Origin of the sequence: Falsochrobactrum shanghaiense (genome assembly GCF_003149535.1) — a bacterium.
In the GTDB taxonomy this organism is placed as follows: Bacteria; Pseudomonadota; Alphaproteobacteria; order Rhizobiales; family Rhizobiaceae; genus Brucella; species Brucella shanghaiense.
On sequence record NZ_QGDB01000001.1, the window covers coordinates 295,641 to 316,506 of the forward strand.

Below are 20,866 nucleotides of genomic sequence, written 5' to 3' on the forward strand. Positions count from 1 at the left end.
TATATGTCCACCAAGCCCATTTTGATCTACAAGTTAACACCGGTACAGATTGCGCTTGTTGACCGCATCGCAGCCACTGAAACAGGGTTGCTTATGGACAAAATGGAATACCCAGAAATCGTTGCGTATCAGGAGCTGGCCAAGCTCGGCTTTGTCGATATGCAAGTACCAAGGCGCGGCAAGATTACCCTCGTACTAACCGCAGCAGGCGCGCAGCTCAGCACCAGCGGTTATATATCCAAGAAGCCTGTACTGCGCCTCACGCAGCCACAAATAGCTGCCCTGCGCCTTGTGTCCGGCAACCGGCTGCGGTTCAATGACGTTCCAGCAAAGGCTGTCGATGTCGTACGCAGAATGGCACTCCGCGGCTGGATTATATATGAAGAAGATAGTGACGGCACCTATTGGGCACGCATTACCACTGAAGGCTGGCGGATACTGAAGCTTGTGGATCTGTGAATGGTGAGCGTACTCAGCAAATGGATTCCCTTCAACCTCCAGCGCTCCTACGCTTTGGCGACCGCCGCGGTAGATCACCTGAAGGTCGCTCGGGGAAGGGCTTTAGGTTTTTGGGCGGATACCATGACTTCACGCGCGGCAACGGCTTCTTGACGCCCTGTTGGTGCAAATAGAGACCAGCTGTCAAATATGCATCCTCCAGCGCGCCGTGGCGCTGACCCACACGAGAAAGACCAATCTTTGACAGGCAATGATCAAGCTTGGCCGACTCGCCTCTCCATATCTCGCGTGCGCGTTCCATGGTGCAATAAATCGGATGGTCCAGCATATCGACTTCTGCCTTACGAAACTCCCGCTGGATGTATCGCATGTCGAACTCTGCGTTGTGCGCCACGATTTCATCGGCCCATGAGAACCACTTTCGCAATGGCGCGGCCAGATCGGCAAACAAATCCTGGTAACGAGTCATCCAATTATCATAGCCATGGACGGCTTCAGCTTGCGGGTGACTATCCTTGCGAGGATCAAAGATTAAGTGCAGCGATTGCCTTTGAAGCTCGTCGCCCTCGACTTTGACCGCGCCGATCGTGATTATTCTGTCGAAGGGCAGAACCCCAGTTGTTTCAGTGTCCACGACGATCACGCGCTTCTTTCGCGTATGAACTGCCGGATTAATTATCTCTGTCATTCTGCCGCCCCCCAGATAACCAGAGGCAAGCATATTTCAAGGCAGAATTGAAGGGCAAGGAATATGCCGGCCAGTTTTATCAGCCACCCAACCCAGTTGCTTGCCTTCCTCAGTCTTTCTGGCAAGGCTCGTTTATAGGGCCTTGGGAGTGGCGGAGGGTCGGCTCCGCACCTCTAACTGATTGAATTAATCCGTTGCGGGAATACCCGCTTCGGGGAAGTTACCGAATCATCCCGCGCTGGCGCGCCTGCTTCACGCCACCAGCAACGGCATTGGCAAAATAAGGTGTTTTCTGCCAAGCCTGAATACCTTTCTCAACTCCGGCCTTCACCATCATGGCAACTTCCGCATTCCCGGTTGCGCCATCAACATTGACGTTGATCACGGGTGCACTGTTGATGGCGCTATTATTATTCGTGACGTTCGAGATGTTCGGCATTTTCGGTACGGCAGGCATGCTGAAGCCCGGTGCACCGCCCACATCGTAACCGCGCAGGCCGCGCCGCATTGCCTCGACGGTCGCCACGCCTCCATGACGCGCCACGTCTTTCTGCGACCAGACGACTTCGCCTTTATGCACAACTCCGGCAGGTTCCTTCACGCCACCGGGGCCAGTGTAGCCGCCTTTGTCATACAGCCCGATACCGCCGTTCATAGCGATGCCCATCTGGCCGCCGCCGAACAGCCCGAGGATGGAACCGAAGATGCCGCCGCCGCCAGCCTTGTTGACCTGAAATATCGCGTCGAGCACTTCGTTCAACAGGCGGTCTGCGACACGGCCCAGAGCATTAGAAAGAGCATCAGCGGCGCTCTCTCCATTCATCAGGCTGGACACTAACGTCCCCGTAGCCTCGCGCGCGGCGTCGTTCATCGCCTCGTACTGGCTGCGTGCCGCTTCAACGGCCTCGCGTTCGGAATAGATCGCCTCCACGATGCGGGAAATTTCTTCGCGCTGCTCTGCTGTGGCGGCGGCACCGGCCATACGCAAGGCGTTGGACTTCGCGCGCTGGACGTCGCTGGCGCCCACCAACCGCAGTTCCTCTGACAAGTTATCGATTAACTGTTGTACGGCTTCGGCTTCCCGCAAGGCACGTTCGGCGGCGGTGTTGCGGCTACTGCCCGACTTACCTTTACCGCCTTCTTTGGTGCCTTGCGGGATAATCGTAACCTTTGCCGGATCATTAGATTTATAACGCCGATCAAGGGCCTCCACCAGCTTCTGATTCGCATCTGCCATTTCGGGGCTGATTGGTTGACCAGCCATGCGCCTCGCCAAGCGGTTTTCAGGCGTATCTCCCTTGAGCATCATGCCGCCAACGACGCGGCCTGCTTCTGCGGCAGCCAGTCTCTTTTCATAGTCATCAAACGCGCCACGCAGTTGCGTCATTGCGTCGATGGCAGTCATAATCGCGTTTTTGGAGTTGATCTCGAAATTGCGCCATGTGTTCGTCCAGGCAACGTCAAGCTCGGCGGCACGTTTGATCAACTGCGCATCGATAACCCCGCCCGCTTCTTCGGTCTTCTGGCGCATGTTGTCGATTGCGCTGGCACCATCTTTAAACACATTGACCAAGGCTGCACCTTCGGAATCGAAGGCCTTAAACGCCAGTAGGAGCCGCTCTTGTTCTGAACCCGCGTTTTTTATCAGGTTTGCATAATCGCGAAGTATATCGACTTGATTGCGCATGGTGCCATCCGCATTGCGCAGTTGGACATTATTGGCTTGCAGGACATCTTTGAGGACGCCCGAGCCGTTTGCAGCCTCGCCTACACGGCGCGAAAAACGCTGCATTGCTGTATCGAGATTGTTCACACCCACGCCGGACAGGCTCGCGACATGACGTAATTGCTGTAACGCATCCGTTGTTAAGCCGACCTTCGCCGCTATATCGCCGATACTTGTCAACTCCGCAACGACGCTGCGAACACCTCGCGCTAGTCCTTCAAAGCCGCCGACTAAGGCGCCGCCGGCTAGACCTCCAATAAAGGCTTTGCCAAGCCCTCCTATTGAAGATGTCAGCTTTGAAAACTGCCGGTCGACACGGGAAACCATCGTCTTGGCGCGCTTTTCAACGCGGCCCATCTGCTGGTCAGAGACCTGCACGCCGCGCTTCATGGCCTTTTCAAGTTTATCGACGCGCGCGACGACGTCCACCATAAGTTTTCTTGAGGCGTTATTAGCCATGTCGGCTCCTATACTGAGAAAAATGCATAATCGTCCGGCGCATCGTCATAGGACGAACGGCCCGATGCGCCTTGTGCGGCACGCGAAACAGCCATGATGCTCGCAACACATGGATCGATACGATCGGCAGACTTGTTCTTAGCTGGCCTGCGATTGTCGTTCTGGTCACGCATCATGACCGTGTTACCCACGGCCCACCGTAGGAGCGGGCTGTCATGCACAAGCCGGCGATTGAGAAACATGTCCTCGAACGTGTCGACCGGCTTGGCGAAGTTCATGAGCGTTTGCGGGAACGCCGCGACTGGAATGCCGTCGCGTTCTAGCGATTCCATCATCTCGCGGGCCATGGCCACGTCAAAGACGACCTCGTGCACTTCAAAGCGGTCGCATAGCTCGCGGATATATCCTTCAACCGTGCCGTAATCGACAATATCGCCCTCGCAGGCAGTCAGCCATCCTTCATCGCGCCACTGCGAGTAAGGTGCGCTGTCCTCATCGGCGCGTCGGCGTAATTGAGCTTCAGGAGAAAAGCCCATGACGTGCAACGCAAACTTATCGTCATCCAGTTCAATGGCGCAGGCCACCGCCGATAGATCGATGCGCTTGGATAAATCCACTCCTATCCACGCGCGGCGACCTGCCAGCGCTTCAAGGTCAATCTCGCCATGCCCTTCATCCCAGATCGATAAGTCCCATTCGGGATTGGCGGCGCCGTCAAGCCAGACCGATAAGTGTAGCCGCTTGAACGACTCGCGTTCGCTGGGGCTGTGTTCGCACTTCTCTATATAGCGCCGCAGTTTTCGGATATTCGGATAACCGTGCCGCAAGCCGGGATTGGTTGCGAACAGCCATTCCTCGTCACGGAAATCGACGTCACGCGGCGCTTCAAACAGAATCGGCAGGAATGTTTCATCCTGCACGCGACCGTCAACGATCTTCCGCGCATGGTCATATTTCGCATAGAACGGCCCTAGCTGACCGATGCCCGCCGTTGACGCAGAAAGCAGGAGGGTATTCTGCCCCTTATTGAGCGTCGTTTCGGCAGCTTCAATAAGGTCAAACTTGGTTTCGCAATGGCCCTCATCCCAGAAGACGGCCACATCAGAACGTCCATGTGCAGACTTGGCGTCGGAAGACAGGGCTTCATAGACAATGTTATGCTTTGTGTATGTGATGCGCTTGGCACTGTCCTGAATATGAACGGCCTCTAGAATGCGCGGCGTTGCTCGGCATATGCCGGCCATTTCGCGAAACGTCAGGCCAGCTTGGTCGCGGGCATTGGCGATGCTGCTGATCGATGACATGGGCACGCGCTCCGGCCCGATCAGATGAAGCATGAGGCAGGCAGCCATAAGACTTGTCTTACGGTTGCCGCGTCCGACCATAAGAAATAACTCTTGAATTTTCCGCGTGCCGTCCTCGGCGGTATCGCCATAAATCTTGCGAACTATGCGTTCCTGCCACGGATCAAGGACGAATGCCCGCCCCGGCAGGCTGGATTTTGGATGTCTCAGCGCTTTAATAAACTTGACGGCAGCTTCGCCCTTACCGTGAGGATCAGGGATCGGGCTATCGTCAAATATCCACGCCAAATTCGGCAGCCTCTCCGTCACCGCGTGCGCCTCCGCTATTCTTGTTGCGACTGGCCGGTGTCAGGCCAAGTTCTGCGGCAAGCCGTCTGGCGGCTTCCAGATTTTCTTTCAGGATGGTTGTTTCGGGCCGTCGCTTAGGACCGCTATCGGACTCAAAGGTCAAACCATGCAGACGAACCGCTTCCTCGGCCTGCCTCATGGTTGCGACCGCCAGACAATAAGCTTCAACCGTCTGCAATTCATGAGCGGCGATCTTACGATCAGCTACCAGTTGCGGCACGACACGGCGCCACTCGGCCTTGCCATGCGCTGGCATCCATGCAGGCGGTTTCGGTGCTTCGGCCAATGCGCCATCGAGCGCCCGTACTTCTGCTTTCCTGCCCCTAGCCATTCAATGCCACACAGCGCAATTCCAGACCGCGCCGCCTTCCTATCGTTTTTATCTGCTTGAGATTATACGACCGCCCGTCGTGAACGACGCTCATGTCTAACGTGACGCCATCAATGAACCGCGTGCGGAAGATCGTGACTCTTTCGGTGCTGGTGCCGTAATTGCGCATATATTCATCGGTTGATTCTTCGATAATCTGCGCGCGCAAGGTGGCGTGATCGACTTCGACACGCACCTGCCCGCCATAGCCGTCATCAACATATGTGGCACCGCGCAGCGTGATCGTTTCAGCGAGTTTTCCTGCCCTCATATCGCAACCATATCCTCCGCAGTGACGTGAAATGTTACGACGCCATGACTATGCTCGCCGGATGGATCGCGCAGATAGCGCGCATCTTCAAAGCTAAAATCCAATGCAAACCCGTCCTGAATCTCATTCAAGCGGCGCAGTGCACGGCGGATTTCGCCGCAGATCGATTTGCATTCGGTGAAGGTGTTTTCGCGCGTCCAGACATGCAGAGTCAGATAGACCGTCGAAAGGTCGGCGCAGTCGATGTCATCGCCGACCGTCTGCGCTTCACCCACAATGATACACGGAAAAACTTCAGGCCGTTCGTTCCGATCCATGATGCTTGACGCAGGCACAAGCGCCGTCAGCGCCGCGCGGGCACGCATGGCCGTCACGGCAAGCCGCTGGGCCGCCAAACTAGCTTCGCTCATTGTACGCCTCCAATGCTGCCTCCGCCAACGCGGTGCGCACATCGCCGAATGCCAGAGAGATACCGCCACGCTGACGCCCGGGCAGCGATATGAACAAGCGCCCGTCACGATGGTCCGCACGCACTTGCGCGTTATGGATTTTGAAGTCGCCCACTCTCGCATCGAACGAAGCGACAATGGTCGATCTCTCGCAATCGACGTTGCACAAGTTCATTCGCAAAATGAAAATATTCATTTCTCGAACGCCTCCTTCACCGCCTTGGAAATCGCCCGATCGATGCGACGACGCACGCGCTTTTTCGTGGTGTTGACAGACGGCCAAAAGAAAGGCTGAGCCGTTTGCGGTCGGCCTTGGTCGCCTTTGAGTGTGCCATATTCCTGAAACAGCGCATTGTCCTCGCCTTTGGCGTTCTCATCGATCGCTTGAACGCGGATCGCCATGGGCACCGGTCCGCGCACCTTTTTGATGCTGGCCTTCAAGTCTTTGCCGCCGGTTTTCGGATCGTCAGGAACGAGCAGACGCATGCGCTCGACCATCTCGTCCGCACCTTTTTCAATGGCGGGATCGATCTTGGCGCGGACGGCTTTGGGGATAGCGTTCAGTGTGTTGATAAGAGCCTGTAGGTCTTTACTACGCGCCATCGCTGACACCCCAATAGTTGCGGCGGTTATTGACAATCTCCCAGACTCCGTGCGGCACTTCCATGCCCGACAAGCCGACGAGGGCGGATTCTCGGTTTTCGTACCACCCAGCCGCCAGCATCTTCACCGCAGCAACAAGATCGGCAGGGGCGCCGTCAGGAAACTTTACTTCGATTTCAAAGCCCAAAAGCGCTTCAAGATGTGCCTGAGCGGCGTCAATTTTGGATGCAATCAGGTTATCATCGGCATCATCGATGATACCTAGTTCGGCCTTCATAACGGCCAAGTCGACAATTGACATAGGATGAAATTCCTATTTAGAGGGAAATGTGAATTGTGGGGCGCGGGTGGTCTCCGTCTGATCGGAGAAAGTTCGAAACCACCCCCCGGTGGGGGGTTCCCGTCAAAAATCCCGCTCCACGAGAGGGTTTTTCACCTTCGCGCTTGTGTAGGGATGGCTACCACTGCGGAAGGGCCACAGGGCGCAAGCAACCGTCTCACAGGCCCGAATCTCGGAAAGCTGACCAGCGCAACAATCTGTGCATTTCGCACGGATCGCGCGCATCGGACTTACCTGCGCATGTCCTGCCTCGCGAGCGACGGCGGCGGTCGGCGGCCAGACGCTGGCCATGTCTGCTCTGTTCATCGCTTCCCCCAGTTCTGGCTCTGATCGCGCGCCGTCCTTCGGCCATGGCATGGCCCGCACATTGAGCGCAGGTTAGTCCATTCGAGCCGTAGCTCGGGCCGGTCGCGCACCGATTGGATATGGTCTACGTGACTGGCCTTTGCGCCACACACCACGCACAATGGATGATGGTGCAGGAAGCGGAAGCGCAGCTTCGACCAGTCTTTGTCATAGCCTCGGCTGGCGCTAGAGCCGCGCTCCTCGTCATTCTGGCGCTGCCGGGCGGCCTGCCGTTTTAGCTCATGGACGCACTTGCTGCCCTTCGGCACCGAACAGCCGCATGACGTAATACGGTTGACCATTAGGGTCTCCTATTAAAAAAGGAGACCGCAGCGTCGCGCGTGCGGCCTCCCGTGGCGCTCATGGCGCATCAAGGTTATTTGGATGGTGGCGGGCCTTGATGCACCTTTCGGACTGAAAGCTAGCCCGTCGTTCCTCCCGCCAGATTAGAAGTTACACGCCGCCGACAGGTTCTTCAAACGCGCCGTACACAAAGCTTTCCTTACGGTAGATTGCCAGCGCCAGGCGTTCCTCTGCCCGGATGGTGACGAGGTTTTTTTCAAAATCATCCACGTTCGAGTTCGACACTTCAACGCGGTCCTGCCAGCGGTCGAATATCTGCGCAGCACGGGCAAAAGCGCCGACCAAGAAGTTGCCGACCGGCATGGCCGTGGTATCGACCACAGGGATGCCCCACAAGTTTTGCCCGTTATTGATGGTAGGATTAGACCATATATACCCGCCCGTGGTTTCCTTAAGGACTTCAATGTCTGCCCAATCGGTTGGGTGAAGCACGATGCCATCGGCCCGGTATTCCGCAAGGCGAACCTGCAAGATTGCGCGGCGAATAATGTCTGCCTTATTATCATCGGCGTCAACGAGAGCGGTGTCAAACGCGGTTGCGTTTGGGATCAAGCCGTTCAAGTTCTGGCCGGTGCCGTCACCATTGAGAAGCTGGGCTTCCTCAACGTCCGCAAGGCCATCCCGAGCGCGGGTATCAATGTAGCTGGCAAGCTGGGCCGAGTCCTCAAGCACCTGGCGGCTGGCCTTGAATAGGTGAGCAATCACGCGAACGTTCTCGGTTTCCTGATCGAATGTGATGTCAGAATACGGCTTGGCAGCGCCTTCCGCGACAGGGGCCGCATTATTGGTAAAGCCGGTCTCTCGCACGTACTGGATCACGCCCGACGTGGTGCTGCCCTGCGCAAGAAGTGCGCGGATAGTGAGCGGACGAACAGCCGGAGCGATGATGCCCGGAACATGGTGAGACGGCACAAGAGACGTGCTGCCATCAGTGCCGGTGCCCACCGTGGCGGCGCCAGTGGTGATGGCCTTCAACTCGATGTCTGCGCTGCCCTTTTTACCAGACACCGCCCAATCTTTAAAGGCATCGCTTTCAACAAGCTGCTCGCCGGCAGACTTCGTTTCGGTCGGCTCATTGTCATTGTGGGCCAGTTTGGCCTCCAGCTTGTCCAGACGATCGACGAGCTTATTATCATTCTCCGCCTTGGCTTTTACTTCATTAGTGAGGTCATCAAGGACGGCCTTGACGTCGAGTTCGGATTCGGATTTCGTTTCGAGTTTGAGAATAGCAGTCATTAGATTTCCTTAATTGCCTGAGTGGCCGCACGGATGGCGGCGATTGTTTCATTGTCGGATTTGACGTTGGAGATGATGGCGTCTTTGTGCATGGGAAAGGTCACGAGACTGACCTCTTTTAGAAGCACTTCTTCCAAGACGCGGGCAGAATTGGATTGATCACGGGTGGCGCGTATGGTGTTGAACCCGATGGACATGCCGTCCAGTGCGCCCGCCTTCATCAGCGCGTGCGCTTCGCGGGCGCGGGTGGTTTCGAGAAGCAAACGACCGTCGGCTTTCAAGCCGTAGTCGTCCTCCTCGAATTTCGTCCAAATACCGATCAACTCATCTCGGTCATGTTGCCAAAGCATCTTGACCTTGTTAGCCGGCAGACGGGCCAGAGAGGCGGCGAAAGCACCCTTGCGGATAATATCGCCGCCCTGGTCTTTCGTGTCGAAAACAGCCGCGTAGCCGGAAAATGTGCCATCCTCCTGGACCGACTTGACGTCGAGTTCCACCGCTGCGAGCGTGTTACTCATCGTCAGCCTCCACTGATGCGCCAGATCCAAAGACGAGTTCAGTTAGCAGATCGATCGCAATGGGCGCGTAATTGCCGGGCGCTTTTGACACGACGGCCACGACGTCCGGGTGAGGCGTGTATGAAAGACGATATTGCAGCGCGCTGCCCCATCTGCCCATCTGCTTCATCAGACTCCACTCCCGCGCTAAATGGGGAGTGGGGCCGTGTAGGGCGAAGGAAAGCACGAGTGCAACATCATCGATGCTCCAGTCGCCAGCGGTAAAAAGCTGCAAGTAGGCATAGACCGATTTGCGAGGCGTGATTTGCTCGAACAAAGCGGGGTCTTTGACTCTGAAGGTGCGCTCGACACCATCAAAATCACGAGTGATTTCAACCAATGGAATATTCCTTTTTTGGAAGTTTATGCCGCAGGCTTTGTTTCTGCCGTTGGCTCTTGCGCCTGCACTTGAATGGCAGGGTTCTGGTACACGTCTCCGCCCTCACGAGGAGGAAGGTCCAGCAACCAAGTGCGAGCCTCGTTCGGGGAGATCGATGTATTGGAAATAAGTGATGAAACCGCCGTGGCGCGTTCGGTCAGGCTGGCGCGGGTCAGGTCATCGCGGTCAAACAGGATGCGATGATTGCGCCGCTCGTCATCGGTGAGCAAAGCCCGCCCATAGGCACCTTCAAGCTCTCGCAGCCAAGGTTCCAAGCAGTATGTCAGAAACTCTCGCCCCATCTGCTCGGCATTGCCCCATGTTCCACGCTCAAGGTCGAATATCATTGTGGGCGGCACACGGAAGGCGCGGGCGATTTCCTCGTTCTGGAACCGGCGATTTTCGAGAAACTGCGCATCGGTGGATGAAAGACCGAGCTGCGTGTAGTCGGTGCCATCCCATAGCACTGGCGTCTTCCCTGCATTCTGGGAGCCGGAGAAAGCCGCAGTCCATCCTTTCAGCATCGCCTCCACGCCCCGATCACCGATGGGCTTTGTCGTCTTCAAAAGGCCGCCCGGTCGTGCGCCGTTCTGGAACAATTGCCGTCCATAGGCTTGCAATCCTCTGGCAAAAGCGATGGCGTCGCGCGCATGACTGATCGGTGCCGTATTGAAAGCGTTCCGAACATGTATGACGTCGCTGGAGCGAAGAGCTTTGCCGTTCTTTTTATATAAGGGCTGGCCGTCGCCTTCTGCCGAAAACTCGACTTGGATTATGCCGGGCTTATACTTGCGGATCGCAATCGGTCGGTTGTCGCTGGATCGCGTCACAAGCGCAAAGCCGCCGGGATCGGACGTCAGCGTCTCAATGAGCAAGCCGCGCGTCAGTTCAAAGCCGCTGGTCCATTCGTTCGCCTCATTGTTCAAAAGCTTGACGGCTGGATGATTAGGCACGTCCTTCCAGACGCCGCCAACTTTTCGTTGGACGCGAACATCCAATGAAGCCGCAGCTTCGCTTATGAGGCGGATCGCCGATGCAACCGCTGGCACCTGCAAGGCAGTGTGCGCGGTCGCTGCGATGTCGTCCGGGCCACCACCGAAGTGCGCAACAAACCAGCCTTCAGGGCTTACTATGTCGCTGCTGGCCTTGGTTTCTTCGACGGGCGCGGTTTTCGTTTGGAACGGCCACATTAGTATGCCCCTTCCACACGCTGGATCAGCATGTGCATCATCTGTTTAATCGGAATGATGGCAACTGGCCTGTCATCGAGATTGGGCGCGTCAGTGAGTTCAAATTCGGAAAAACCGACGCGCCGCCTGATGGCGACATATTTCTGCGCTGGCATTTCATAGAGCGAGTCATTGGCGATCTTCCCCGCCTCACCCATGGCCGTGCGCACCGCCACGCCATAAGCCGTAAATTCGCGGATAAGGCTGTAAAAAAACAAGTCGGCCCCGGACAGGAAAACCCGGCCACCAGTCTTTGCACCGGCAAAATCCCCTGAAGGTTCTCGGGCCATCCATGTTCGCAGGGTGTCCTCTGGTATTGCTAAAATTGCGGCGGATTCGGCCACGCCAAAGGCGGCCCGCCTCCACCTGTCTGGAAGGTGCATATTTCGTCCTTTCAATTTTGACGTGTTTCGTGTTGCTGCCGAATGAGCGGCTAAAAAAAAGCAGGCTGGTGAACGGAATCCGTCCAGTATTCAGCGCGGACGAGGGCGGCCCAAACAGTTCGCAGCGCGGGGATTGGGCGCAGGCGATTGCGTGAGGAGAAAACACCGCAACCGCCTGCGAGTCCGGCAGCTACTCAAAGCGCCAGAACAGAAAAGGCCGCCGAAGCGACCTTTTGAAAATGTGTATTCACTTGTAACCGCAAAAGCGGTTTTGGGGTGCACCGCAACCGCATAGCGGTTGAACCCCTTCACCGCAACAGGTTGCGAGATTGCAAAAAGCGGCAGTTAGGCCGCAGATTTTTTCAATGCGGCGGCAAGATTGTCGGGGCGGCTCACAAGTCCGCAAGAAAAAGGGACCACCGAAGCGGCCCCGCAATTTGTTTTAGCTCCCCCGTCATAGGGGAGTTGAGTGCGCGTTAGCGACGGTCAGGCTACTTTCCTGTGCTCGATCAAATAGTTCTCGTTTGCTGGCATATGCTTGCCAGCCAACGAGAAAGCTATGCCGCCTTCGATCGCCCATAAATCATGCCCGGCTTCGTGGTTATGTCCTTGCCGAAGTATAGAATATTCTCCGCATCTCGCTTGTCCCCAGCCTTTCGGACCGCCTCGTCAGCTAGCCGTGCCTGCACCGCTGCCAGACGATTGTCCCGGTTCCACGCATCGCGAACCGCATCCACGGCGGCGTATACCAGCGCCTTGCCCGCTGCGCTGGCCTGCTTACCCTTAAAGCCATGATGCTCGCCAATCCGCGTCATCGTCATGCCGCCTATCGCCGCATCTTCAAAAACGTCAAGCAAAGGCCCCACAGCGGCCCGTAACGGCCCAATGACGGCCTTCGCGTCAATGTGAGCAATGATGCTGCCCTCACCGATCGTCGGCACTGTGGGGGCTTGTGCGCGGCGGGGAATGTCATCGGCGGTAACAGTGTTGCGGTTGCCGTATGAAGTTGCCACCTTTGCGGAAATGCGCGCGCCATGATCACGCATCCTGCCATCGTCATCGAAGCTAGTTCGGCGGGCAACGTCGATGCCCTGCGTTCCGACTTCGGCTTGGATGTCCTCTTGCGGCAGCCCAGCTACATCCACAAGATAACGATAGCGCCGGATCATCGCAGCATCGTCAGGGCGTTTATCGCGGACCAGCGCTTCGCAGATCGGGATCGCCGGTTCGTTATCATTGGCCGGTGAACTGCGCTCGCGCGGCTTCCATCCTCGCGGCTCTGGCTGTGGCTTTGTCGGCAATCGTGTCACTGTGGCACCTTCCATTTTTTTTGCCAGCCATTCGCGGGCTGCTGCTTTTTCTGCCGGGATGTCGATCGGCAGTTCGTAAGTTTCTGGATGTTTCATGCGGTATAAAACTCCATGCTATCGTCGGGCATCAACCGAAAGCGAACCCGCGCACCTATGGTTTCTTTTTCGCCCCCGCAAGATTCGATAAGGGCGGCAGCTTGCGGAGAGGTCAGGCGCATCTTTGATTCCTCGCCATCAATGATGACGCGCATGATTGCGCTGCCGTCTGGATTTGTTTCACCCGATACGATGTCTGCCGTCTGCCACGGCAGAGGATCGGCACGCCTGATCTCTTTAGGGCCAGTTCGGTTCACGGACATGGCGATCTGAGTTCCGATTATGTATTCCGTATCACCATCAATGCCTATGGCGTCATCAAGAGCACAATATTCCTCGCTCTCGATATGGCAGCGCAAAACAAATTTACGATTTGCGCCGCTCCGAAGGTGAGCTACGAACACATCCTCGTCCTCGCCTTCATATTCAGCATGAACGATTTTCCATCGGGCAAAACCGGGTTGCGCGCGCGGGTTGTTTTTCTTTTCTTTTAATGGCGCCACTCCCTGCGCGCCCCCCAAAGGGCGCGCTCCTGTAGGGGCGCCTATACATCCTCGTAGAGGATGGAATTGGGCCCCCACTTGGGGACCACCCCCATGCATATCTGGGGGCCACCCCCCTATGCAATCTTGGGGGGCACCCTTATGCATATACGGGGGGCTCCCCTGCGCATCCTTGGGGGCCACCTTGCGGCAATCAGAAATAGGCTTGCCACCGTTCATATGCCGAGTATAGGCGCTGCCGCGAAAAAACCAGTTCACATCCCAGAGCGTCGATTCCGTGAAGGTGTGCTCTTTCTTTACCGATACTCGACCGCTGGCAATCAGTGATGGCTTATACTTCTTCACCATTTTCACGGTCGTGCCGGCGCCGACTGCGATGAATGAGTTGCTGCATTCCGCAGCCATGCGCGCATTGCTCCAGTGCTTGACAATAACCGAAATCATACGCTTTTGAAGGTCGGTCAGGGTTGTGTCTTCCTGCATGTCTTCTCGGAAGGCGGCTTTGTCCTTTACGCGGATTCTATGCCACGCCATTCGCTGGGGCCTTCCGCCACTGGAAATTAGCACGATAGATGGCTACCCCCGCCTCTGTGGTGCCGATGCGCTGTATGATGTCGTGCTGCTTCAATTGCTTCACTGCGGTATCAATAGTGCGACGACAAACCCCACAGCGGCGCCCATATTCTTTATGAGAGACACTGGATTCTCCGTGCAGAAGCGTATTCCTGCCCACGTTCATCGCAATCGCAATGCCAGCACTGCGTTTGATTACCGTCTCAATTTCGTACGACCAATCCCAAAGGATGGTCGCCTGATCCTCGGTCAAATCGAGAGGCGCTGCCTCAATCTTTTTCATGGTGTTTCCTTTTAACCGGCAATGCGCCAAGCTCGCTAATTATGCCGGGGCGATAGGCCAGCCTTTTTCATCGAATTCGATTTTCGGACCGGTTTTCTCTGAGGGGCGCTCGGACATGACCGCTTCAATGGCAAGGATGGCCAGATGGGCTTCACCAAGCATTTTTGCAGTCTTCGGGTCATCATCGTTTTCAAGACGATCCACCAAATCACGGCGGTGCATTTTCATAAGTTCAAGAAGTGAAGAATAGTCGTTTTTCATGCCGCCTCCTGCCTTTCAATAAATTCCAGAATTTTGGATTTCCGAGCACATACAAGGTCGCCCATTTTGAAGGTCGGGAAGGCCCGTTTGGCCGCTAAATGGTAGATAGTCCTGGCCTTCATTCCGGTAAAATCTGCAATGGCATCGGCGCCGACCAGAAGGTCAGAAGCAAGGTCGTCATTGGCAGCCTGCATTTATTTTTTTCCTTTTTCGTTTTTTGTGCTTGACACAGTTTTGATAAAATCCTAGTTATTCCCCATAAGGACAATTGCGCCTTCATTTCTGAAGCGCAACGGATTGAAAGCGACTCCACGCCGTTTGTCAAGTGGCTCCGCTTGTTGTTATGTGTTGCACATATTCCGCGTGTCGGTTATGCAACACTATGGCAATTCGAAAACGTACTCTCCCATCAGGCAAAATCGCTTGGCTCGCCGAATATCGTGACGGTGACGGCAAGCGCAGATTCAAACAGTTCGTCCGTAAAAAAGATGCCGATGATTTCCTGCTAACCGTGCGCGGCGAGGTCCGCCAAGGCGTTCACGTCGCGGAATCCGAAAGCGTCACTGTCAAGAAGGCTGGCGAGCTATGGCTTGCAGCGGTGGATGCGCGCGGCCTTGAGCGCACAACAGCGAATCAATACCGCCAGCATGTCGAACTTCACATCGTGCCGTTCATAGGGGCAACGAAGCTATCGCGCCTGAATATCGCGTCGGTCCGCGCGTTTGAAGATAAGCTGCGCGAAGAAGGTCGGTCGCCCGCGATGGTCCGCAAGGTACTGGTCAGTCTCGGTTCGCTGCTTGCCGATGCGCAGGATCGCGGATTGGTCGTGCGCAACGTCGTGCGCGAGAAATCGAAAACAAGATCATCGACAAGCCGCCAAGAAAAACGCCAGAAAGGCAAATTGAAGGTGGGCGTCGATATTCCGACACCGGGAGAAATTCGGTCGATAATCGGTGCGCTTGAAGGTCGCTGGCGGCCATTATTCCTCGTCGCTATCTTCGCCGGCCTGCGCGCATCCGAATTGCGCGGCCTGACCTGGTCCAATGTCGATCTTGATAAAGGCGCAATCCAGGTCCGGCAGCGCGCCGACCGCTTCAATGAAATCGGGCCGCCCAAAACAGAAGCTGGCGAGCGGACAATACCGATCCCGCCAATCGTCATCGATGCCTTGAAGGACTGGAGGCACGAGTGTCCAAAGGGGAAACTCAACCTATGCTTTCCAACCGGAGCCGGATCGGTAGAAGGTCTGGCCAATATGCGTCGCCGCGGCTGGATAGCCACACAGATTAAGGCTGGCCTTGCCGTCGATACCGGCAGGCAGGATAAAAACGGGGATCCTATTTTGGATGCGAAATATCCCGGCCTCCACGCAGCTAGGCATTTCTATGCCTCTTGGATGATCAATCGCAAAGAGGATGGCGGCCTCGGCCTGCCTTTAAAAATGGTGCAAGCCCGCATGGGGCACGCGACGATCAACATTACGGCAGACGTTTATGGCCACTTATTTCCCGGCGCGGATACATCGGACGAACTTGCCGCAGCACAACACGCCTTACTGGGAGCGCCAAAACCTGCAACATAATGGAACATATCTTCATTTTTTCCATTACAAATCAATGACTCTGGACGGATTGAAAATCCGCGTGTCGGCGGTTCAAATCCGTCTCCGGGCACCACTAATTTCCAGACAATCTATTGTTGTGATTACGTTCAGGCAGCGTGCGAGCGCTATGTTCACGCTTATAGAGCGTTTGCGCAGCTATGCCTCAATAAAAACGCCGCGCTTTTGAGCGCGGCGTTTTCAGTATCAGCCCTTGAAGGTATATTCCGCAATCGATTGCGGCTTCATCTCGATGGAGAAACCCGGCAGAGACGGCGGCATATAGGCCGCATCCTTGATCACGCAAGGATCGAGGAAGTGTTCATGCAGATGATCGACATATTCGATCACACGGCCTTCCTTGGTGCCGGAAACCGCCACATAATCGATCATGGAGAGATGCTGCACATATTCGCACAGGCCCACGCCGCCCGCATGCGGCCAGACGGGCTTGCCGAATTTGGCTGCGATCAGCAGCACGGCCAGCACTTCGTTCAACCCGCCCATACGGCAGCTATCGATCTGGACTATATCGATGGCGCCTTCCGCGATGAACTGCTTGAACATGATGCGGTTCTGGCACATTTCGCCGGTCGCAACCTTCACATCGCCAATGGCTTCGCGAATCTTGCGATGGCCCGCAACATCGTCCGGACTGGTCGGCTCTTCGATGAAGAAGGGCTTGGAGAAGGCCAGCTTGTTGACCCATTCGATCGCCTGATCGACTTCCCAGACCTGATTGGCATCGATCATCAGATAGCGATCGGGGCCGATCACCTCGCGCGCAATCGTGAGACGGCGAATGTCGTCTTCCAGATCGCGGCCAACCTTCATCTTGACGTGGTTGAAGCCCTCATCGATGGCTTCCTGGCAAAGACGACGCAGCTTGTCGTCGTCATAGCCAAGCCAGCCAGCCGAAGTCGTGTAGCAGGGGTAGCCGTTCTGTTCGAGTTCGGCGATACGCTCCGCCTTGCCGCTTTCCGCTTTACGCAGGATTTCAACGGCTTCGTCGCGCGTCAGGGCGTCGGTCAGATAGCGGTAATCGACAATATCGGCGATCTCTTCAGGCGACATGTCGGCCACAAGCCGCCATACGGGTTTGCCCGGCTGCTTCGCCAGAAGGTCCCAGAACGCATTGACGACCGCACCGGTCGCCAGATGCATCGCGCCCTTGTCGGGACCGATCCAGCGCAACTGGCTGTCGCCGGTCAGATAGCGCCAGAACTTGCCGGGAGCCTTGCGGAAATCATCCAGCGAGGAGCCAACAACCAGATGGCGCATGGCGAGGATCGCCTGACAGCAAATGTCGTTGCCGCGCCCGATGGTGAAGGTCAGGCCGTGGCCCTTCAGCGCCTCGTCATCCGTATCAAGGATGACGTAGGCTGCCGAATAATCCGGGTCGGGATTCATCGCGTCCGAGCCATCGAGGCTTTGCGATGTCGGGAAACGGAGATCGAAGACCCGAAGATCAGTAATTTTTGTCATTTTCTGTCCGTAATCAGATGTCGGCGCGCACGTTCTGCTTTTGCGAGCCAAGGCCTTCGATGCCGAGTTCGACAACGTCGCCAGCCTTGAGATAGCGCGGCGGCTTCATGCCCATGCCGACGCCGGGAGGCGTGCCGGTGGAGATGATGTCGCCCGGCTGCAATGACATGAACTGCGACAGGTAGGAAACCAGATGGCGGATGCCGTAGATCATGGTCTTCGACGAGCCGTCCTGCATGGTTTCGCCATTGACCTTGAGCCACATGGCAAGGTTTTCCGGGTCTGCGATCTCGTCTTTCGTCACCAGCCATGGGCCGGTCGGGCCAAACGTGTCGCAGGACTTGCCCTTGGTCCACTGGCCCTGACGCTCGATCTGGAAAGCGCGCTCGGAAACGTCGTGGATGGTGCAGTAACCGGCGACATAATCGAGCGCATCTTCTTCGCTGACATATTTCGCGGTCTTGCCGATGACGATGCCAAGCTCGACTTCCCAGTCGGTCTTTTCGGAGCCGCGCGGGATGACAAGATCATCATTGGGGCCGACGATGGCCGAGGTGGCCTTCATGAAGATGATCGGCTCCGGCGGCACGCTCGCGCCGGTTTCAGCGGCATGATCGGAATAGTTGAGGCCGATGCAGATGAATTTACCGGTGCCCGCGACGCAAGGCCCCAGACGTGGATTGCCTTCGACTTTCGGCAGTGAATTCACGTCGAGCGCGGCAAGCTTTGCCAGCGCATCAGGGCTGAGGGCTGCGCCGGAGAGATCGCTCACATGGGCGGAAAGATCGCGGATATTGCCATCGGCATCGAGAAGGCCGGGCTTTTCCTGACCGGCTTCACCGTAACGAAGAAACTTCATTGTCATACTCCTCTTTGGGAAATGGAACGGCAGCTAGATCGTCCAGCCGCCATCGATATTATAGGCCTGACCGCTGGTGTAGGTGGCACCGGCGAGATAGACGGCAAGATCGGCGATTTCTTCGGGCTGGCCGATACGGCCAATGGGCTGGCGCGCGATGAAGGCGGCGCGCTGCTCTTCATAATCACCCTGCAAACGCAGGCGAGCCTGCAGCGACGGGCTTTCCACCGTGCCGGGGCAAATCGCGTTGCAGCGGATGCCCTGCCCGATATAATCGGCGGCGACGGCTTTGGTCAGGCCGATGACGGCAGCCTTGGTGACGCCATAGGCAAAGCGGTTAGGCACGCCCTTAACGCTGGATGCGACCGAGGCCATGTTGACGATCGAGCCGTCCTTGCGCTCCAGCATGCCCGGAAGCACGGCGCGAATGGTGCGGATCATCGCCTTGACGTTGAGATTGACGGCGAAGTCGAGGTCTTCATCCTTCATTTCCAGAATGGAGCCGCCATGGACGACGCCCGCGCAATTGAACAATATATCGACCTGTCCGATCTCGGCCACAAGCGCATTGACTGCCGCCTCATCGAGAACGTCAAGCTTGCGCGTGACGATGCCCGACACACCTTCGATCTCCTGCAATGCATCCATATTGATGTCGGTTGCATAGACCTTTGCGCCAGCCTCGGCAAAAGCCAGCGCGCTGGCGCGGCCAATACCCTGTGCCGCAGCGGTCACAAGGGCGGTTTTTCCGTCAAATCGTATCGTCATTCTCAAGCCTTCCACTCGGCAGGCAGGATATGGTCGCAGCAAACCGCCCCAGCGGATACCATCCCCCTCACCGGCAGGATAGAATCAGCCCGAAGAGATGCCTTGAAATGCCGCATGCTTCTCCTCGCCAGGACGGACAACTCCTCCGATCCATGCCCGATTGTCAATTCGGTATTTATATGCAAACATAATATTCAAAAGCGGTCAAGGCGCATTCTGTACCAGCGACCTCATCCATGTTGTCATTCATATCGAAGAAATTATTCATGAAGGGGACAGGTTTGGAGACAGATGATCGCTACCGCGCCCCTGCGCTCGACAAAGGGCTGGATATTCTCGAATTGCTGGCCAGTGTGGATGGCGGGCTTAGTCAGGCGGAGATCGCAAAGAATCTCGACCGCAGCCCGAATGAATTCTACCGCATGCTCGACCGGCTGGTGAAGCGCGGCTATGTGACAAAGCTCGATGGCGACCGCTATTCATTGACGCTGAAGCTGTTCGGTCTTGCGCAGCTGCATGCGCCCGTGCGCAGGCTCGCCTCATTTGCAGCGCCCTTCATGCGCGATCTTGCCGAGCGCTCCAGACAGGCCAATCAACTGGTGGTTTTCGACCGGGGCTCGGTCGTCGTCATCGCCCAGCAGGAAGCCCCCGATTATTGGGGGATTTCCATTCGCGTCGGCTCTCACATCAGCCTGTTCGATACAGGTTCAGGACATGTGCTGCTGGCCTTCCGCTCGCCCGAGGAGCGCAGGATGATGATCGCCGCCCACGGCATGGAAGGCGGCTCCGCCGAGCTTGGCGAAGGCTTTTACGAACATCTCGACCAGATCAGGGAGCGCGGCTATGAGATGATGCCCAGCGCGCAAGTGGCTGGCGTTTATAATCTGTCCGCTCCCATTCTCGGTCCGGACGACGCCTGCATCGCCGCCCTTACCTGCCCCTTCGTCACGCTCGCCAATCCCGCATCCGCACCCGATATAACGCAGACCATTACCCTGCTTCTCGACACGGTTCGGGACTTGTCCAAACTAGTGGGCGCGGATCTGGGCAGCGCGGATTAGACTGCCAGTTCGACCTCACGGCTTGCCGCTTCCAGCAAGGTCCAGACATAATCGGCAAACGAGTTCCACACTTCGATCCGGTAATGATCGGCATCCCATTTGATCAAAATGATCTGCACGCGATCGAAGATCGTGCGTGCGGCACCCGGTGCCGCCATGGCCGACAGATCGAGCGGCGAAGCGGCATTGAGCAGCCATTCCGCCTGCTGGCCGCTGATGTCGATGCCCGTCTCGCGATGGCTGACTTCGACCAGACTATGCGGTTCGCTTTCATAAAGCTTGCCGAACGCCCCGGTGATTGCGCCAGCTTTGGATTCTTCGGCCCAGATATACCATTCATCGGGGCCGATACAGGCGACCGCTGTTTCGCCGGTTTTCACCAGTTCGCCGATTTTTGCCGGAATTTTTGCGCCCAGCGCCTTTTCGGCCAGCGCCAGCCGGGCGGGTGCAATGCGTAAAATGAAGCGTGCCGTATCCTGCGCCGGGCGCACGTCAAGACGCCCGGAAATGGCGATGCGGCGATTCGAATAAGGGTTGAATTGTTCGAGCATGATTTAA

At 56.5% G+C, this 20,866-nt stretch carries 28 protein-coding genes; 4 read left to right on the forward strand and 24 right to left on the reverse strand.

Going from position 1 to position 20,866, the window contains the following annotated elements:
• The first annotated feature begins 3 nt into the window (after positions 1 to 3).
• A complete protein-coding gene (locus DKP76_RS01455) occupies positions 4 to 459 on the forward strand; it encodes a hypothetical protein (RefSeq protein WP_109704645.1) in 456 nt (151 codons plus the stop codon).
• 31 nt (positions 460 to 490) lie between these two features.
• Here DKP76_RS01455 and DKP76_RS01460 read toward each other — a convergent pair whose 3' ends face one another.
• The 10 genes from DKP76_RS01460 to DKP76_RS19790 all read right to left on the reverse strand — a co-directional run bounded on the left by DKP76_RS01460 (position 491) and on the right by DKP76_RS19790 (position 7,478).
• Positions 491 to 1,147 (reverse strand): 3'-5' exonuclease, encoded by a 657-nt coding sequence (locus DKP76_RS01460; RefSeq protein WP_109705123.1) that lies wholly within the window; start codon positions 1,145 to 1,147, stop codon positions 491 to 493.
• A gap of 220 nt (positions 1,148 to 1,367) precedes the next feature.
• Positions 1,368 to 3,332 (reverse strand): phage tail tape measure protein, encoded by a 1,965-nt coding sequence (locus DKP76_RS01465; protein WP_146198893.1) that lies wholly within the window; start codon positions 3,330 to 3,332, stop codon positions 1,368 to 1,370.
• An 8-nt stretch (positions 3,333 to 3,340) separates the two neighbouring features.
• Entirely contained in the window at positions 3,341 to 4,924 is a 1,584-nt protein-coding gene (locus tag DKP76_RS01470; RefSeq protein ID WP_158279392.1) for a terminase large subunit, read from the reverse strand.
• Positions 4,908 to 5,315 (reverse strand): phage terminase small subunit P27 family, encoded by a 408-nt coding sequence (locus DKP76_RS01475; protein WP_109704648.1) that lies wholly within the window; start codon positions 5,313 to 5,315, stop codon positions 4,908 to 4,910. Before DKP76_RS01475 ends, DKP76_RS01470 begins: the two co-directional genes overlap by 17 nt.
• On the reverse strand, positions 5,308 to 5,625 hold the full coding sequence (locus DKP76_RS01480; protein ID WP_109704649.1) for a phage head closure protein: 318 nt from the start codon (positions 5,623 to 5,625) through the stop codon (positions 5,308 to 5,310). Before DKP76_RS01480 ends, DKP76_RS01475 begins: the two co-directional genes overlap by 8 nt.
• Positions 5,622 to 6,035 carry a DUF3168 domain-containing protein gene (locus tag DKP76_RS01485; RefSeq protein ID WP_158279393.1) on the reverse strand — a complete coding sequence of 138 codons (414 nt, stop codon included), beginning with the start codon at positions 6,033 to 6,035 and terminating at the stop codon, positions 5,622 to 5,624. The genes DKP76_RS01480 and DKP76_RS01485 overlap by 4 nt, the downstream gene beginning before the upstream one ends.
• Positions 6,022 to 6,270 (reverse strand): hypothetical protein, encoded by a 249-nt coding sequence (locus DKP76_RS19120; RefSeq protein ID WP_158279394.1) that lies wholly within the window; start codon positions 6,268 to 6,270, stop codon positions 6,022 to 6,024. The genes DKP76_RS01485 and DKP76_RS19120 overlap by 14 nt, the downstream gene beginning before the upstream one ends.
• Positions 6,267 to 6,713 (reverse strand): HK97-gp10 family putative phage morphogenesis protein, encoded by a 447-nt coding sequence (locus DKP76_RS01490; protein ID WP_158279395.1) that lies wholly within the window; start codon positions 6,711 to 6,713, stop codon positions 6,267 to 6,269. The genes DKP76_RS19120 and DKP76_RS01490 overlap by 4 nt, the downstream gene beginning before the upstream one ends.
• Positions 6,667 to 6,978, reverse strand: coding sequence for a head-tail connector protein (locus tag DKP76_RS01495; RefSeq protein ID WP_109704652.1), 312 nt, complete (start codon positions 6,976 to 6,978; stop codon positions 6,667 to 6,669). The genes DKP76_RS01490 and DKP76_RS01495 overlap by 47 nt, the downstream gene beginning before the upstream one ends.
• Positions 6,979 to 7,319: 341 nt before the next feature.
• Positions 7,320 to 7,478 (reverse strand): HNH endonuclease, encoded by a 159-nt coding sequence (locus DKP76_RS19790; RefSeq protein ID WP_425349359.1) that lies wholly within the window; start codon positions 7,476 to 7,478, stop codon positions 7,320 to 7,322.
• On the opposite strand from DKP76_RS19790, the gene DKP76_RS19565 reads away from it, so the two are divergent.
• Entirely contained in the window at positions 7,443 to 7,601 is a 159-nt protein-coding gene (locus DKP76_RS19565; RefSeq protein WP_245410110.1) for a hypothetical protein, read from the forward strand. The genes DKP76_RS19790 and DKP76_RS19565 overlap by 36 nt on opposite strands.
• Positions 7,602 to 7,815: 214 nt before the next feature.
• Here DKP76_RS19565 and DKP76_RS01505 read toward each other — a convergent pair whose 3' ends face one another.
• The 10 genes from DKP76_RS01505 to DKP76_RS01550 form a co-directional block, all read right to left on the reverse strand.
• Positions 7,816 to 8,961, reverse strand: a complete 1,146-nt coding sequence (locus tag DKP76_RS01505) for a phage major capsid protein (RefSeq protein WP_109704654.1) — start codon at positions 8,959 to 8,961, stop codon at positions 7,816 to 7,818.
• Positions 8,961 to 9,479: an HK97 family phage prohead protease gene (locus DKP76_RS01510; RefSeq protein ID WP_109704655.1), complete on the reverse strand. Its 519-nt coding sequence runs from the start codon at positions 9,477 to 9,479 to the stop codon at positions 8,961 to 8,963. The genes DKP76_RS01505 and DKP76_RS01510 overlap by 1 nt, the downstream gene beginning before the upstream one ends.
• Entirely contained in the window at positions 9,472 to 9,858 is a 387-nt protein-coding gene (locus DKP76_RS01515) for a hypothetical protein (RefSeq protein ID WP_109704656.1), read from the reverse strand. Before DKP76_RS01515 ends, DKP76_RS01510 begins: the two co-directional genes overlap by 8 nt.
• 23 nt (positions 9,859 to 9,881) lie before the next feature.
• Positions 9,882 to 11,087, reverse strand: a complete 1,206-nt coding sequence (locus tag DKP76_RS01520; RefSeq protein WP_109704657.1) for a phage portal protein — start codon at positions 11,085 to 11,087, stop codon at positions 9,882 to 9,884.
• Positions 11,087 to 11,470, reverse strand: coding sequence for a hypothetical protein (locus DKP76_RS01525; protein ID WP_146198895.1), 384 nt, complete (start codon positions 11,468 to 11,470; stop codon positions 11,087 to 11,089). Before DKP76_RS01525 ends, DKP76_RS01520 begins: the two co-directional genes overlap by 1 nt.
• A gap of 596 nt (positions 11,471 to 12,066) precedes the next feature.
• On the reverse strand, positions 12,067 to 12,915 hold the full coding sequence (locus tag DKP76_RS01530) for a hypothetical protein (protein ID WP_109704659.1): 849 nt from the start codon (positions 12,913 to 12,915) through the stop codon (positions 12,067 to 12,069).
• A complete protein-coding gene (locus tag DKP76_RS01535) occupies positions 12,912 to 13,901 on the reverse strand; it encodes a hypothetical protein (protein ID WP_146198896.1) in 990 nt (329 codons plus the stop codon). The genes DKP76_RS01530 and DKP76_RS01535 overlap by 4 nt, the downstream gene beginning before the upstream one ends.
• Positions 13,902 to 13,938: 37 nt before the next feature.
• Positions 13,939 to 14,274: a hypothetical protein gene (locus DKP76_RS01540; protein WP_109704661.1), complete on the reverse strand. Its 336-nt coding sequence runs from the start codon at positions 14,272 to 14,274 to the stop codon at positions 13,939 to 13,941.
• 39 nt (positions 14,275 to 14,313) lie between these two features.
• Positions 14,314 to 14,535 carry a hypothetical protein gene (locus tag DKP76_RS01545; protein WP_109704662.1) on the reverse strand — a complete coding sequence of 74 codons (222 nt, stop codon included), beginning with the start codon at positions 14,533 to 14,535 and terminating at the stop codon, positions 14,314 to 14,316.
• Complete coding sequence (locus tag DKP76_RS01550; protein ID WP_109704663.1) at positions 14,532 to 14,729, reverse strand: helix-turn-helix transcriptional regulator; 198 nt, start codon at positions 14,727 to 14,729, stop codon at positions 14,532 to 14,534. The genes DKP76_RS01545 and DKP76_RS01550 overlap by 4 nt, the downstream gene beginning before the upstream one ends.
• A 188-nt stretch (positions 14,730 to 14,917) precedes the next feature.
• On the opposite strand from DKP76_RS01550, the gene DKP76_RS01555 reads away from it, so the two are divergent.
• Entirely contained in the window at positions 14,918 to 16,117 is a 1,200-nt protein-coding gene (locus DKP76_RS01555) for a tyrosine-type recombinase/integrase (protein WP_109704664.1), read from the forward strand.
• 225 nt (positions 16,118 to 16,342) lie between these two features.
• Here DKP76_RS01555 and DKP76_RS01560 read toward each other — a convergent pair whose 3' ends face one another.
• From DKP76_RS01560 to DKP76_RS01570, 3 genes are read right to left on the reverse strand one after another with little or no spacing between them, the layout of a single operon-like run.
• Entirely contained in the window at positions 16,343 to 17,620 is a 1,278-nt protein-coding gene (locus DKP76_RS01560) for an L-fuconate dehydratase (RefSeq protein WP_109704665.1), read from the reverse strand.
• Between the two features lie 13 nt (positions 17,621 to 17,633).
• Positions 17,634 to 18,479, reverse strand: coding sequence for a fumarylacetoacetate hydrolase family protein (locus DKP76_RS01565; protein ID WP_109704666.1), 846 nt, complete (start codon positions 18,477 to 18,479; stop codon positions 17,634 to 17,636).
• Positions 18,480 to 18,512: 33 nt separating this feature from the next.
• Complete coding sequence (locus DKP76_RS01570) at positions 18,513 to 19,247, reverse strand: SDR family oxidoreductase (protein ID WP_109704667.1); 735 nt, start codon at positions 19,245 to 19,247, stop codon at positions 18,513 to 18,515.
• 266 nt (positions 19,248 to 19,513) lie between these two features.
• Between DKP76_RS01570 and DKP76_RS01575 the strand changes: the two genes are divergently transcribed.
• On the forward strand, positions 19,514 to 20,308 hold the full coding sequence (locus tag DKP76_RS01575) for an IclR family transcriptional regulator (protein ID WP_109704668.1): 795 nt from the start codon (positions 19,514 to 19,516) through the stop codon (positions 20,306 to 20,308).
• Here DKP76_RS01575 and DKP76_RS01580 read toward each other — a convergent pair.
• A complete protein-coding gene (locus DKP76_RS01580) occupies positions 20,305 to 20,859 on the reverse strand; it encodes a sarcosine oxidase subunit gamma (protein WP_109704669.1) in 555 nt (184 codons plus the stop codon). The two genes, DKP76_RS01575 and DKP76_RS01580, sit on opposite strands and share 4 nt — an antisense overlap.
• Positions 20,860 to 20,866: the final 7 nt, after the last annotated feature.

What these genes read in the sequence shown, in the direction of transcription:
- DKP76_RS01455 (WP_109704645.1), top strand. Translation starts at nt 4, where the DNA reads ATGTCCACCAAGCCCATTTTGATCTACAAGTTAACACCGGTACAGATT.
- DKP76_RS01460 (WP_109705123.1), bottom strand. Translation starts at nt 1,147, where the DNA reads ATGACAGAGATAATTAATCCGGCAGTTCATACGCGAAAGAAGCGCGTG.
- DKP76_RS01465 (WP_146198893.1), bottom strand. Translation starts at nt 3,332, where the DNA reads ATGGCTAATAACGCCTCAAGAAAACTTATGGTGGACGTCGTCGCGCGC.
- DKP76_RS01475 (WP_109704648.1), bottom strand. Translation starts at nt 5,315, where the DNA reads ATGGCTAGGGGCAGGAAAGCAGAAGTACGGGCGCTCGATGGCGCATTG.
- DKP76_RS01480 (WP_109704649.1), bottom strand. Translation starts at nt 5,625, where the DNA reads ATGAGGGCAGGAAAACTCGCTGAAACGATCACGCTGCGCGGTGCCACA.
- DKP76_RS01485 (WP_158279393.1), bottom strand. Translation starts at nt 6,035, where the DNA reads ATGAGCGAAGCTAGTTTGGCGGCCCAGCGGCTTGCCGTGACGGCCATG.
- DKP76_RS19120 (WP_158279394.1), bottom strand. Translation starts at nt 6,270, where the DNA reads ATGAATATTTTCATTTTGCGAATGAACTTGTGCAACGTCGATTGCGAG.
- DKP76_RS01495 (WP_109704652.1), bottom strand. Translation starts at nt 6,978, where the DNA reads ATGTCAATTGTCGACTTGGCCGTTATGAAGGCCGAACTAGGTATCATC.
- DKP76_RS19565 (WP_245410110.1), top strand. Translation starts at nt 7,443, where the DNA reads ATGGTCTACGTGACTGGCCTTTGCGCCACACACCACGCACAATGGATG.
- DKP76_RS01505 (WP_109704654.1), bottom strand. Translation starts at nt 8,961, where the DNA reads ATGACTGCTATTCTCAAACTCGAAACGAAATCCGAATCCGAACTCGAC.
- DKP76_RS01510 (WP_109704655.1), bottom strand. Translation starts at nt 9,479, where the DNA reads ATGAGTAACACGCTCGCAGCGGTGGAACTCGACGTCAAGTCGGTCCAG.
- DKP76_RS01520 (WP_109704657.1), bottom strand. Translation starts at nt 11,087, where the DNA reads ATGTGGCCGTTCCAAACGAAAACCGCGCCCGTCGAAGAAACCAAGGCC.
- DKP76_RS01530 (WP_109704659.1), bottom strand. Translation starts at nt 12,915, where the DNA reads ATGAAACATCCAGAAACTTACGAACTGCCGATCGACATCCCGGCAGAA.
- DKP76_RS01535 (WP_146198896.1), bottom strand. Translation starts at nt 13,901, where the DNA reads ATGCAGGAAGACACAACCCTGACCGACCTTCAAAAGCGTATGATTTCG.
- DKP76_RS01540 (WP_109704661.1), bottom strand. Translation starts at nt 14,274, where the DNA reads ATGAAAAAGATTGAGGCAGCGCCTCTCGATTTGACCGAGGATCAGGCG.
- DKP76_RS01545 (WP_109704662.1), bottom strand. Translation starts at nt 14,535, where the DNA reads ATGAAAAACGACTATTCTTCACTTCTTGAACTTATGAAAATGCACCGC.
- DKP76_RS01550 (WP_109704663.1), bottom strand. Translation starts at nt 14,729, where the DNA reads ATGCAGGCTGCCAATGACGACCTTGCTTCTGACCTTCTGGTCGGCGCC.
- DKP76_RS01555 (WP_109704664.1), top strand. Translation starts at nt 14,918, where the DNA reads ATGGCAATTCGAAAACGTACTCTCCCATCAGGCAAAATCGCTTGGCTC.
- DKP76_RS01560 (WP_109704665.1), bottom strand. Translation starts at nt 17,620, where the DNA reads ATGACAAAAATTACTGATCTTCGGGTCTTCGATCTCCGTTTCCCGACA.
- DKP76_RS01565 (WP_109704666.1), bottom strand. Translation starts at nt 18,479, where the DNA reads ATGAAGTTTCTTCGTTACGGTGAAGCCGGTCAGGAAAAGCCCGGCCTT.
- DKP76_RS01570 (WP_109704667.1), bottom strand. Translation starts at nt 19,247, where the DNA reads ATGACGATACGATTTGACGGAAAAACCGCCCTTGTGACCGCTGCGGCA.
- DKP76_RS01575 (WP_109704668.1), top strand. Translation starts at nt 19,514, where the DNA reads ATGAAGGGGACAGGTTTGGAGACAGATGATCGCTACCGCGCCCCTGCG.
- DKP76_RS01580 (WP_109704669.1), bottom strand. Translation starts at nt 20,859, where the DNA reads ATGCTCGAACAATTCAACCCTTATTCGAATCGCCGCATCGCCATTTCC.